Source organism: Desulfobacterales bacterium (genome assembly GCA_029211065.1).
In the GTDB taxonomy this organism is placed as follows: domain Bacteria; phylum Desulfobacterota; class Desulfobacteria; order Desulfobacterales; family JARGFK01; genus JARGFK01.
In genome coordinates this window covers 1-12522 of record JARGFK010000017.1, presented here as the reverse complement: position 1 = coordinate 12522, position 12522 = coordinate 1, and the positions used below count along the sequence as shown (strand labels likewise).

Here is a 12522-nt window from a genome sequence, read left to right as displayed (position 1 = left end):
CGCATCCTGTCAGGTTCCCCCTCTTTAACATTAGCGATATCTTCAGCGGCCTTTTGCAGTAGCCGGGCAAAAACTACTTTTGGGGAACGTATTTTTGCAACAGCTCTATTGCCCTGTCCGGATTATATATGCCGCATACGCACGGTATGCCGATTTCCACTGCAGCTTTTTCCGGGGTTTTTTTGCCGTTTTTTACGTCTTCGGTTACTTCCTTCACCAAATATTGGGATACAAGTCCGTGGCCGCACATGGTGACAAACTCCAGAATTTCTTCGGAGGGCAGGTCTTCCTTTTTCCCCCAGATATCCAGGGATAAATTCACCGAATGCGGCTTGATCTCCATTTCGTTGCTCATCTCAACGATATCTGTTGTAGGTCCTTCTACGGTAACGGATATCCCCAGGTCCAATTCCTTTAAACGGCGGATTATTTCGCGTACTTTCTCTTTGCTGGAGAAAGCACAGCGAATGCGCGGAACTTCGTTTAATGCAGCCTTGATTTCTTCAAGACTGTAACCTTGAAGGATTGTTCCCAGATGCTGTGACCCCACATTCGCGGGACCCACCTCCCATATTACTTCAAGAACCTTGCGCAGTTTATCCAATGATCCGACATGATTAATGCCGGAGGCTGCGGTCACCAGCAGAACATAATCGTTTTTCAGGGACTCGTCCGTGCCGCGGCGATGCAATGTGTGTGTCATAATGAATTAAACCTCCTGCGGTTGTCTGATAATTTTATAGGGCCGTCCAAGTCCCAGATTGACCTTGGAGTTCACCCGCGGTTTGATACCCATATTTTGAAGAACCGGCAGCACCGGCAGGGTGCCGTCCGCTTCAAAGCAGCAGATCAGATCCAAAGAAAAAACGGTATCAAGGCTTTTGGCCGCTTCCTTGATTGTTTCCATTATTTTGGTTAGTCTTTCTATCGGCGCAGAAAATTCAACAATTGCGGAAACAAGCTTTTCATTTTTATATTTGGGATCGATTATTCCCTTTTTTTTATCGATCAAGAGCTGGGTCAGCGGATTGGCCTCTTCAAAGACAACCCCTATTGCCGCCAGCGCCGTGGTCATCTTTTCAAACTCCGTCATGCTGGTGCCCAGACACGGCCGTCCCAATTCCACCGCAACGCCGATTTCTCCCCGACAGATCCTGCCGGTCACATCGTTGGTCTTGACTTCTTCAGTGCCTCTACCCGGGACTTTCGTAACCGAGTGCGTCGTGGTCGGATCGCTGAAAAATCGGCGTATGCCCCGGGGCTCCTCGTAAATGCCCGGCTTCTCGTAAAAAGCCTCTGTCGGACAAGGAACCACATCATTTCGAAAGCAGTTGCCGCACTCCAGGCAGGCTTCCTGATCTATGGATGCCTTTTCATCCACCACGGAGATTGCTGCCGCCGGACAATAGGGGACACACACGCCGCACCCGATACATTTTTCCTGATCTACGAGCATTTTCTTCCTCCTGTATAATTATTTCGCTTGCTTCTATAGCGGTTGTCAAAAAAACGTTCCGTTATCCCAACGTTTTCTTTTACAACCGCTTATACCGCAATTCATTGTTTCGGAACTTTATTATGGAAAGCGGTATAATCAATCATTTCGTTGTATAAAAATGTGCCTATGCGCCGGCTAAGGACAGCCCATATTGGCGGGCAATCGTTTCGAATTCCTTCACGAGACCCCCGGGCACTTCTATCCCGCTCTTTGTTAAGGTCTGCGCTAATATCCGCTCCCGTTCTCCAGGCAGATAGATCTCGCTGATGCCGGCCGCTTTTTCGCACGCTTTAATTTCCCGGAAAAAACGTTCGTTGCGCTCATGGTAATCGTCCAGGCCGATAAAGGCGTCTGCTTTCAGCACGATAATAATATGCCCGACATTGGCCGGCGACTGTTTATCACCATACTGCCAGGCCACGTCCCGGCCAAAAGCGGCTCCGGTCAGCACCCCTGCCAAATGCTCGACAGCCAGGGCAAGCGCATATCCCTTAGGTCCGGCCATGGGCAAAAGCGTTCCTGCCAAAGCCTCCCGGGAATTGGTCGTGGGTGTTCCTTCCTTGTTCAGGGCCCACCCCTCCGGTATGTTTTCGCCCCGCCCTGCGGCCTCGATGATCTTTCCCCTTGCAACGATACTGGTCGCCAAGTCAAGCACCACAGGCGGTTTTCCCTTGCGGGGCAAACCGACAGCTATCGGGTTGGTGCCGAAATAGGGTTCCTTTCCGCCCCAGGGGGGAATGGCCGGCGGTGCATCCGTCAATACAATCGTAATGAAGTCCGCCCTTGCGCCCATATCACAATAATATCCTGCGGCCCCAAAGTGATTGCTCCCTTTAATGCCTGCGGCGCATAATCCGAATTTATCGGCAGCCGCTATGGCCGCATCCAGCGCCTTTACGGTAACGACTGCGCCCAGTCCGTTATCTCCGTCCACCGACAGTACGGCAGGGTAGGAATTGTCGATCCTGATCTCAGGGCGAGGGTTGACTGCCCCGGCTTGAATTCTTTTTAGATAAATCGGGAATCGACTGACGCCATGGGTTCCGATTCCCCAAAGATCGGCATGAATCAGGTTGTCGGCTACCATCTTTCCTTCAGCAGCAGGTACGTCGGCTGCTGCAAAGGCTTGAACAATAAATTGCCGCAGCGCTTCAATGGCAAAAACGCGGTTATCACCCATAGAACCATTCCCCCTCTCAGGATTTTAATTAGTTTCAATCGGCCGTTTGCATGCCGTTAAATCTTTTCTGTAAAAGCCATTTTTTATAATCTAATTATATATCCTGCCCAGGCTGTCAAGTCTGTTGTAATAAATCAACACGAAATCAGAACTTCGGTGGGGTTTGAGCAAAAATTTGCCCCGATGTACCCTTTCATTGTGAGGGATTATCAGGCGATATGCGTTACGACTCAGATTTAACCTTAGGTTCAGGCAGCTTCTCTTCAAGTCCGGTTTCGCCGGCGATCCGCCTGAGGTCGGCGAGGGTGTCGTCCGGAAGTGCCAACCCCTCTCTGCGATTGCCGGCATCATTGTGCGCTTCCATTTCACCCGGATAGAATATTTCGTCAAATCCCTTTGCCGGCGGGACCGATTTGATCTCACGGACAAACCGTTCCATCCGATCGGTGAATTGCGCCAGCGGCTGAAAGGCTTCGATGTTGATGGCCAGCAGGAAGTGTCCGCAGTTGCTTTTTTCAGCCGTCTTGTAAGGACTGTGCACGGCAGACAGGAAGCCGCTGCCGGTCAGCACTCCCGACAACAAGTCGATGGCCGCTGCAATGGCGTAGCCTTTGTGTTCGGCCATGGGCAGGATGATGCCGTCGATGGCCTCCTGGGGATCGATGGTGGGCTCTCCGGCTGAGTTGATTGCCCAGCCCAGGGGGATGGGCTGGCGTTTTTGTCGGGCCAGATAAATCTTGCCGCGGGCAACCCCCGTGTTGGCCATATCCATCACGAAGGGCGCGTAGCAGCCGGCCGGCGCGGCGATAGACCAGGGATTGGTGCCGATGATCTTCTTGCGCCCGCCCCAGGGCGCCATTGCGGGCCCGCCGTTGGACATCAGCATCGTCACGCAACCCTCCCGGGCGCCCATGAGCGTGTAATACATACATGTGCCGAAGTGGTTGGAGTTGCGCAGTCCGACAGCGCCAATGCCGTGGGCTTTGGCGCGCCGGACAGCGTCGTGCGTAGCCTGGCGGGTCAATACATGCCCGACGCCGTCATGGCCGTCGATAACGGCAATGGCGCCGGCATCCACCACAAACTCGTGCCGGGTCACGGGCTTCATGACACCGTTGCGCAGCCGATCCAGATACCACCCAAGGCGCAACACGCCATGGGACTGATGTCCCCAAAGGTCTGCCTGGACCAGCGTATCGGCAATCAGGGCGGCATCGTCTGCCGGCACCCCCGCACCGGTATACACGGCGGTAGCAAAATCGATTAGTTTATGGGGATCAATGCGTGCAGTCGTCATGGGAAACTCCTTTGCTGAATCAGGGGTGCTATTTTTTAACTTTCCGGTTCGTCCTCGGATGGGGGGTCTATCGATGACGGTGGTTTTCCGACTTCAATGATGGGGAGACAGGGGGTGCGGTTGAGTTTTAGGGCGAAAACATCTTTTTCTGCGTAGGTAGGCATCAGTTTGCGGTGTTTCAGAAGAATTTTTCCCTCAGGGCCGATGACAAGGTTGGTGTTGTAAAGGGTTCTCAGGGTGTTGTCCGGCCGTTCGTTGATGCCGATGACGACATGAACGCACGCCTGTTTGGCAGCCTCGCATAACCGATCGGTGACAGGTCCGGGCACGCAGACTGAATTTTTAAGAAGTTCGATGAAAAACGGGGTGGTCTTAAAGACATTTTCCAGTCGGTTCCAGTAGGGATATCCGGCAATAAATACTTCCGGAAAGGTGATCAGGTCGGCCCCGTTTCGGGAGGCCTCGCGGATCAGGGCGACGGCCTTGTCGAGGGTCCGTTCGCGATCCAGAAAAACAGGGGCTGCCTGGACCGCCGCCACTTTGAATTTCGGAAATGTATCGCCCATCAGATTATTCTCCTGAAAGTAGTTCTTCCGAAACACCGTCGATTCGGATTTGATGATTGTCAAATAGAGCAAATCATGATTATAATTATTAACTGATCGGCCTTTTAAAAACAAATATTATTTTTGCCTGTTAGCTAAGGATAATGACTGATTCTTATAAAATATTCCCTGTGGGTTTTGTCAGGAAAAAGGGTCAAACGACGCAGATTGAGATCCAAAAGAAATTTGAAGCGGCGCTTTTGGGGCTTGACGGCTTCTCGCATATTTATGTGATTTACTGGTTCCATGAAAACGACACCCCCCGGCAGCGCAGCGTTCTGCAGGTGCATCCCCGCAAAGACAAACGCAACCCCCTGACCGGTGTGTTTGCCACCCATTCTCCCATAAGGCCCAATCTGGTCGCCCTGACCACTTGTCGCATTGTGGCGATCAGGGAAAACATGATTGAGATTGACAGGATCGACGCCATTGACGGCACCCCGGTTATTGATATCAAGTCTTACAATTCCAAAAATGAGGCAGCCCCACCTTTTCGCGTCCCTGAATGGATCCGTATCGGGGATGAACCATGCTGACGGATCTTGCCGGCCAAATCGAAAGAATCACCTTCAGCAACGAAGACAATGGGTTTACCATCGCCAAGGTCAAGGTGAGCGGGAAGCCCGATCTGGTAACGGTTGTGGGCGCATTGATGGCGCCGGTTCCCGGTGAAGTCCTCGAGATGAAAGGCGAGTGGATGCAGCATCCCAAATTCGGCGAGCAGTTCAAGGTTGCTGCCTACAAAAGCGTTGTTCCGGCCAGTATTTTCGGCATCAGAAAATACCTGGGATCAGGTCTGATCAAGGGGCTTGGACCGGTCATGGCCGAACGCATCGTTAAAAGATTCGGCGGTAAAACCCTGGATATCATCGAGCATAATATCGGACAGCTGGCCGAGGTTGACGGCATTGGTAATAAACGCATTGCCATGATAAAGGCCGCCTGGGACGAGCAGCGTGAAATCCGCGACGTGATGGTATTTTTACAGTCCCAGGGCGTCAGCACCGGGTATGCCACCAAAATATTTAGGCAATACAAGAATCGTTCCATTGCCGTTGTGCGTGAAAATCCGTATCGCCTGGCCGGCGATATTTCCGGGATCGGATTTCTCATCGCCGATCGCATTGCCGAAAAACTCGGATTCAGCAAAGATTCCGAACTGCGGGCCGAATCCGGCGTACTCTATGTGCTGGACCAGCTGGCCGAAGAAGGCCACGTGTATTATCCCCATGAGCTGCTGGTGCAAAAAAGTCGCGAAATGCTCCAAGTCGAACCAGGGGTGGTTGCAAGGGCCATTTCCAGCCTGGCGGCCGGCCGCAAAGTTGTGATTGAGGACTTGAAACGGAACACAGCGGAGTTTGCCGGCAACCACCCGGCGGTTTACCTGGCCAGGTATTACGTCAGTGAAACCGCAGTCGCCGGCCGCATCAAAGGGCTGCTGAACACGCCCAAGTCGATCCGTAAAATCGATTCCGCCAAGGCCGTCTCCTGGGTTCAGCAACAGCTTCACATTACCCTGGCCCGGAATCAGATGGCGGCTGTCCGCAGCGCCCTCGATAACAAGATGATGGTCATCACCGGCGGTCCCGGCACCGGCAAGACCACCATCACCCAGGCGATCATCAAAATTTTCGCCCGGCTGCATCTGCAGATCGCCCTGGCAGCCCCCACCGGCCGGGCGGCCAAGCGCCTGAGTGAAACCACCGGGCGGGAGGCCAAAACCATTCACCGGCTACTGGAATTCAGCTTTCAGAAGGGCGGATTTCAGCGCAGCGCTGAAAATCCGCTGGATTGCGATCTTTTGATCGTGGACGAGGCCTCCATGATCGACACCATTTTGATGCACCATTTATTAAAATCGGTGCCGGACGATGCCACCGTGATTCTGGTGGGGGATGTCAATCAGCTGCCTTCCGTGGGGGCCGGGAATGTACTCAACGACATCATTGCTTCCAAGTGTGTGCCGGTTGTGGAATTAAATGAAATTTTCCGCCAGGAGCGAACCAGCCGGATCATTGTCTCTGCCCACCAGATCAACAGCGGGATTATCCCGTCGATGGAACCGCCCGATGATCGGTTGGAAAGCGATTTTTATTTTATCCAGCAGGAAGATCCGGAAAAGGTTTTGGATATTATCCTAACCCTGGTCAAAGAAAGGATCCCCCGCAACGACCGGTTTAAGGAATTTATCAAGAATCCCGTTGATGATATCCAGGTGTTGACGCCCATGCACAAGGGGGTGGTGGGGGCCGGAAACCTGAACGCCCGCCTGCAGGAAGCATTGAATCCGGGGGAGGAAGGGGTGCTGCGCGGAGAAAGAACCTATCGCACCGGCGATAAGGTGATGCAGGTACGCAACAATTATGACAAAGAGGTCTTTAACGGCGATATCGGCCGGATTGCCGGAATTTATGCCGATGTCCAGGAAATTATCGTAATATTTGACGGACGTGAAGTGGTCTATGACTATGCCGAACTGGATGAAATCATGCTGGCCTACGCCGTGTCGGTGCACAAATCCCAGGGGTCTGAATATCCGGCCGTGGTCTTGCCGGTCTTAACCCAGCACTATATCCTGCTGCAGCGCAACCTGATCTATACGGCCGTCACCAGGGGCCGCAACCTGGTGGTGATGGTGGGGACCCCCAAAGCACTGGCCATGGCGGTGCGCAACGACAAAACCCAGAAACGTTTTACCCATCTGAGGTCCCGGCTTTGCTGATATGAAACACTTGTTTACACCTTTTCAGATTCGGCGCCTTAAGCTGGAAAACCGGATCGTGATGCCGGGGCTGGCGTCGTTTCTGTTTGAGTCGGACGGCTCGGTCACGGACCGGACCGTTGAACATTACCGCCGCCGGGCGGCCGGCGGGCCGGCCATGGTCATCACCGAGGCCTGCGCGGTTTCTCCGGAAGGGATTGTTTCCCCCCACCAGGCCAGGATTTACGATGACGGCTTCATTGAAGGGTTTGCAAAAATAAGCGCTGCGATCAGATCCGAGGGGGCAGTTGCGGCGCTTCAGATCCATCACAGCGGCCGGCAGACATCGGCCCGGGTCATCGGGCAAGACCCCCTGGCGCCTTCGGAACTTCCCTGCCCATCCATTCAGTGCCGGGTGACCCCCCTGAGCATTGACGGTATTCATGGGCTGGTCCAAAAATTCGGGGCTGCCGCCCAAAGGGCGCACCAAGCCGGTTTTGAACTTATTGAAATCCATGGGGCCCATGGTTATCTGATCAATCAGTTTCTCTCGGGGTTTTCAAACATCCGCACCGACCTTTATGGCGGCGATACCGTCAAAAGAGCCCGGTTTGCCCGGGAAATTGTTCGGGAAGTCCGGCAACGGGTTGGCAGCGACTTTCCGATTTCTTTTAAAATCAGCGCTCAGGAATTCGTCCCCGGCGGTCTGACGGTGGCCGAAAGCATCGAGATACTGAAAATTCTGGTGAACGCCGGAATTGATATCGTGCAGGTTTCCGCCGGCAATGACGCCACCCCCGAGTGGATCTGTCAGCCCATGTTTATGAAAAAAGCATGCCTGGCGGATTCGGCTGCAAAGATTAAACACGCGCTGAAAATTCCGGTGATGACGGTCGGCCGGATCAACGATCCGCTTCTGGCCGATAAAATCATCAGGCAGAAAACAGCCGACCTGGTCTGCATGGGACGCGGGCTTTTGGCGGACCCGGAGATGCCCAAAAAGGCCAAAGCAGGCCGCCTGGAAGAAATACGGTCGTGCATTGCCTGCAACACCTGTATGGCGTCCATCTTTCGAAAAGGTCGGGTCGAGTGCCTGGTCAATCCCGTTCTGGGAAGGGAAAAACGCTTGAACTTTCAGCCGGCTGAAAAAGCAAGGAAGGTGCTGGTGATCGGCAGTGGGCCCGGCGGGCTGAATGCCGCCCGGATAGCAGCTAAAAGGGGGCATGAGGTCCACCTGTTCGAAAAAAAGGAGGCTATCGGCGGAAAGCTGATTGTCGGGAGTGTCCCCGGGTTTAAAAAAGAAATCTCCAACCTGATTAAATTCCTTATAAAACAGAACCGCATGGCCGGCGTGAAATTTCATTTAAATTGTGAAGCCACGCCGGACGTGATACGCGCTGCGAGTCCCGATGTGGTCATTCTGGCTACCGGTGCCATGCCGCTGCTGCCGCAGATAGAAGGTGTCGACCGTAAAATGGTCGTTTGTGTCGATGATATCCAAAACGGCCGGCAGCCCGATTGGGTCAACACGGTTATTGTCGGCGGCGGTGCAAGTGGGTGCGAGACGGCCCTGTACCTGGCCGAACTCGGCTGCAATGTCACCATTGTGGAGATGCTTTCCGAAATGGCGGTCAATCTTGAAACCATTACCCGCAAAGTGATCCTGAAAAAACTGGAAGAAAACAAGGTTACGATGCTGACGGGCGCCAAACTGGTGCGCATTCTCGATAATGGCGTGCAGATCAGCGGAAATGAGGGGACAGAAACTTCCATTGCGGCCGACCGGGTGGTGATGGCAATGGGCAATCGACCCGATAACAGGCTATACCAACAGCTCGCTTTGTCAGGCTATGAAGTCCATCGTGTTGGCGACTGCATTGAGCCCAGGAGCATCAAACAGGCGATTTATGAGGGAACGGTTGCGGGGGGGACCGTATGACCGACGACAAGGCTTTTATTAAATTATGCTCCGTTTTGCCACAACCCCGGGCAAAAAGGAAAAAAATAAAAAGCAGCCGGTATTCAGCTGCTTTTTTGCGTAGTCCCAGAAACACTATTTTCTGTATCAGGATTTTACCGGCACGCTGATCCATTCATTCACCCGCACCCAGCCTTTTCTGCGCTCCCTCCGGTTTTTTCTGCGCTCCAAACCGCTGCGCCGCTCGACTCCACCCTGGATGAAGTAGTCGATGCTGTAAACCTGTCGTCGGTCAACTTCTGAGCGACGGTCAGCGCCGGAACGTTTAAACAACATGGCTTCTGATTCCTGTTTTGCCTGTTTGGGCATAAATAATTTTTGGATAGCTCGTTGGTTATACAAAATTAAACTCTTTTATTAACGGCCGGATTGATAGTTTATCAACCGCCAGCGTTCACTCTTGCTTTAATTTAAAGCAAGTATTGTGCCACTCATTGTGACTATTGGGCCGCGAGTTGGGCTGATAAAAAAACTATTTCAGTATTTATAATAAGTTATACTATGTATTCCAATTAATAAAAATAACAATTGAACGTTACAGAAAGGGCTAACAAGGGTTTATATTTCATTTGTTGATGAAAAACTACAATGTTTGTAGGGAAATCCTTCGCGGTGTTTAGGCCGGTAATTTAAGGTATTATATAATTCAACCAATTGTTTTTATATATAATAATTGGCAATGCCCAAATAATTTGATAATCCTGAAAGACTGCCTGCTCCTGGCAGGAACCCCAGAGCTAAAGGCGTCTATAGTTCAATTGAAATGCGAATGGGTTATGAAGCGGGGAGGCTGGAAAGCAAAAGTGATTAAAAGCCTGGAAGCAAAGAAGGCTCAAAAGGAAATACCCTAACATCTTGGTCTTCAATCCCCTAATGTACAAACAAAACACGCGGGGTTTCCGGACCGTGATCCCTTGAGCCTTCGAATCTTGGACCGCTTTCATCCAGCCAATGGCGGATTCAGGTTCTGAATGAAAAAGGGTGTATGAAGTGACATTCGTACAAGATAAAAGCGCAAGCCTTCGGCGGGCGGGCGGCTCTGCCGGGTTTACTGCTTGTAACCAAATTTTCTGAGCAAATCCTTTCGGGAATCGATGTCGGTTTGGGACTCAATCCCTTTTGAACTGTACCCGTCGATAACCCCAAGAATTCCGCGACCCTGTTGCGTTTCAGCAATAATGACCTCAACGGGGTTCGCGGTTGCACAGAAGATGCGGCAGACTTCCGGTACATTTTTAATGGCATTTAGAACATTTATCGGAAAAATGTCTTTCATGAACAAAATAAAGCTGTGACCGGCGGACAATGCGCCGGCATTTTTTTTGGCCAGTTCTATCAGTTCTTCATCGGTACCGGTATGACGTATCAGGCATTTATCGGAAGCTTCGCAAAAGGCCAGGCCGAAATTCGGCATGGGTACCGCGTTGACCATGGCTTCGTAAATGTCCTCGACTGATTTAATGAAATGGGAATGGCCCAAAATCAGATTCAAGGAATTGGGATTTTCAATTTTGACTGTTTTTAAATCCATATAACCCTCCTGTCTTTTGTCCTTAATTCCGGAGATGATAATAAAAAATAGGCGGGCATGTCAATTATAAACCCCGTTGTGATGGGAGCATCGGGAAACGATGCGGACCGTCCCTTTTTTATTTTTTCGGTGGCATAGTCTTTAAGGATGATTATTATTTGTTATAAACGATGTATGAAACAGCCTGAACGGCGCGAGTGTGTCTGAAATGGCGACTGGGGCAGGCCGTCTCTGGGACCGGAGAACGATTTCGGTGTTACAATTCATATTATCGAAACCAACAAGGAGGTCCGTGAATGAACTTTAAATTATGGTTGAGCCTCATATTGGCTGCTTTGGCGCTGATTTTCATTATTCAAAATGCCGCTGTGGTGGAATTACATTTTTTATTCTGGACTGTTTCGATGTCCCGCCTGGTATGGATGTTTCTGTTGTTGGCAATCGGATTCCTCATTGGATGGCTGCTTCACAGCCTGCATGCTTTGCGAAAAAAATAGGATAACGCCGGAGTCCACCGTTTTACCCTCAAGGCTATAGGGATTGCATTTTTATAATCCCATCGGAAACTATTCATAAAACAATTAAACAAGGAGGCTGTCATGACGAAAGCGATTATCATGGATAAAAATGGAGGGCCCGAAGTGTTGCAGTGGCGAGATTACGATCCGGGAAAACCGGGGCCGAGAGAGGCGCTTATTCGCCATGAGGCAGTGGGCCTGAATTTCATCGATGTATACCAACGCTCCGGTCTTTATCCGTCGCCGGCCCTGCCGGCGATACTGGGGTTGGAAGGCGCCGGTATTGTTGAAGCAGTCGGCGAAGGTGTAACGGAAGCGGCAGTTGGGGACCGGATTGCCTATGCCGGTGTTCCGCCGGGCGCATATGCCGAGGTGCGGCGAATTCCGGCGCACCGTCTCGTCAAGCTCCCTGAAAATATTTCTTTCCGGCAAGGCGCCGCCATGATGCTTCAGGGGATGACCGCCCGCTATTTGCTGCGGGGGTGCTACCCGGTTGCCGTCGGCAGTCGCATCCTGATCCATGCCGCTGCCGGCGGGGTCGGTTCGATTGTATGCCAATGGGCCAAACATATCGGGGCCATCGTCATTGGAACGGTCGGTTCCTGGGAAAAGGCAGATATTGTCAGGACAAACGGCTGCGACCATCCCATTAATTACAATGAGGAAGATTTTGTAGAAAAGGTCAGGGAAATCACCGCCGGCAAAGGGGTTGACGTTGTGTATGATTCCGTTGGACGGTCAACCTTTATGAAATCGCTGGAATGTTTACGACCCAAAGGGACCCTGGTATCTTTTGGCCAGTCTTCGGGCGCGGTTGCGCCCATTGATATCGGCATTCTGGGACTCAAAGGTTCACTATTCCTGACCCGTCCGAGTTTAATGACATATACCGAAAAGCGGGAAGATTTGCTGGAACATGCCCGCGACCTTTTTAGCGTTGTTGAGAGCGGGGCCGTCAAAATTGCTGTGAAACAGAGCTTCCCGCTGAGCGAGGCCGCCCAGGCGCATCGAGATCTTGAAGGCCGTAAGACAACGGGATCAACCATTCTGATTCCCTAATTTGATCTTCAATCTTCTGCAACTGCTTTTCAAGGATTAGCTTTGTTTTTATGATGCCTGAAGGCATTTGGGGAAAAATCATTTGGGTGCGGCTCTTTTAGGACGACATTGAGCAGCAGTTTTCAACATATAGTATCAAGCCCCATAAAGAAAAT

12 protein-coding genes are annotated in these 12522 nt (G+C 51.7%); 5 read left to right on the top strand and 7 right to left on the bottom strand.

The window, feature by feature from the left end; genetic code table 11:
• Window positions 1-73: 73 nt before the first annotated feature.
• From P1P89_05670 to P1P89_05650, 5 genes are all read right to left on the bottom strand, one after another.
• The gene (locus tag P1P89_05670; protein ID MDF1590987.1) at window positions 74-703 is read right to left on the bottom strand and encodes a hypothetical protein; all 630 of its coding nucleotides are present in this window, start codon (window positions 701-703) and stop codon (window positions 74-76) included.
• 6 nt (window positions 704-709) lie between these two features.
• Window positions 710-1456, bottom strand: coding sequence for a 4Fe-4S binding protein (locus P1P89_05665; protein MDF1590986.1), 747 nt, complete (start codon window positions 1454-1456; stop codon window positions 710-712).
• Between the two features lie 166 nt (window positions 1457-1622).
• Window positions 1623-2678: an Ldh family oxidoreductase gene (locus tag P1P89_05660; GenBank protein ID MDF1590985.1), complete on the bottom strand. Its 1056-nt coding sequence runs from the start codon at window positions 2676-2678 to the stop codon at window positions 1623-1625.
• Window positions 2679-2901: 223 nt separating this feature from the next.
• Window positions 2902-3975 carry an Ldh family oxidoreductase gene (locus P1P89_05655; protein ID MDF1590984.1) on the bottom strand — a complete coding sequence of 358 codons (1074 nt, stop codon included), beginning with the start codon at window positions 3973-3975 and terminating at the stop codon, window positions 2902-2904.
• A 35-nt stretch (window positions 3976-4010) separates the two neighbouring features.
• The gene (locus tag P1P89_05650; GenBank protein MDF1590983.1) at window positions 4011-4541 is read right to left on the bottom strand and encodes a hypothetical protein; all 531 of its coding nucleotides are present in this window, start codon (window positions 4539-4541) and stop codon (window positions 4011-4013) included.
• 143 nt (window positions 4542-4684) lie between these two features.
• On the opposite strand from P1P89_05650, the gene tsaA reads away from it, so the two are divergent.
• The 3 genes from tsaA to P1P89_05635 are packed head-to-tail and all read left to right on the top strand — an operon-like array spanning window position 4685 to window position 9220.
• Window positions 4685-5116 (top strand): tRNA (N6-threonylcarbamoyladenosine(37)-N6)-methyltransferase TrmO, encoded by a 432-nt coding sequence (gene tsaA / locus P1P89_05645; GenBank protein ID MDF1590982.1) that lies wholly within the window; start codon window positions 4685-4687, stop codon window positions 5114-5116.
• Window positions 5110-7302 (top strand): ATP-dependent RecD-like DNA helicase, encoded by a 2193-nt coding sequence (locus P1P89_05640; GenBank protein ID MDF1590981.1) that lies wholly within the window; start codon window positions 5110-5112, stop codon window positions 7300-7302. The genes tsaA and P1P89_05640 overlap by 7 nt, the downstream gene beginning before the upstream one ends.
• 1 nt (window position 7303) lies before the next feature.
• Window positions 7304-9220: an NAD(P)/FAD-dependent oxidoreductase gene (locus P1P89_05635; protein MDF1590980.1), complete on the top strand. Its 1917-nt coding sequence runs from the start codon at window positions 7304-7306 to the stop codon at window positions 9218-9220.
• A 126-nt stretch (window positions 9221-9346) separates the two neighbouring features.
• On the opposite strand, the gene P1P89_05630 is transcribed toward P1P89_05635, so the two are convergent.
• A complete protein-coding gene (locus P1P89_05630) occupies window positions 9347-9535 on the bottom strand; it encodes a hypothetical protein (GenBank protein MDF1590979.1) in 189 nt (62 codons plus the stop codon).
• 772 nt (window positions 9536-10307) lie between these two features.
• Window positions 10308-10790, bottom strand: coding sequence for an adenosine-specific kinase (locus P1P89_05625; protein MDF1590978.1), 483 nt, complete (start codon window positions 10788-10790; stop codon window positions 10308-10310).
• Window positions 10791-11086: 296 nt separating this feature from the next.
• Here P1P89_05625 and P1P89_05620 point away from each other — a divergent pair, with 296 nt between their 5' ends.
• Both P1P89_05620 and P1P89_05615 read left to right on the top strand, forming a co-directional pair.
• On the top strand, window positions 11087-11287 hold the full coding sequence (locus P1P89_05620; GenBank protein MDF1590977.1) for a LapA family protein: 201 nt from the start codon (window positions 11087-11089) through the stop codon (window positions 11285-11287).
• Window positions 11288-11389: 102 nt separating this feature from the next.
• The gene (locus P1P89_05615; protein ID MDF1590976.1) at window positions 11390-12367 is read left to right on the top strand and encodes a quinone oxidoreductase; all 978 of its coding nucleotides are present in this window, start codon (window positions 11390-11392) and stop codon (window positions 12365-12367) included.
• The last annotated feature ends 155 nt before the right edge of the window (window positions 12368-12522 follow it).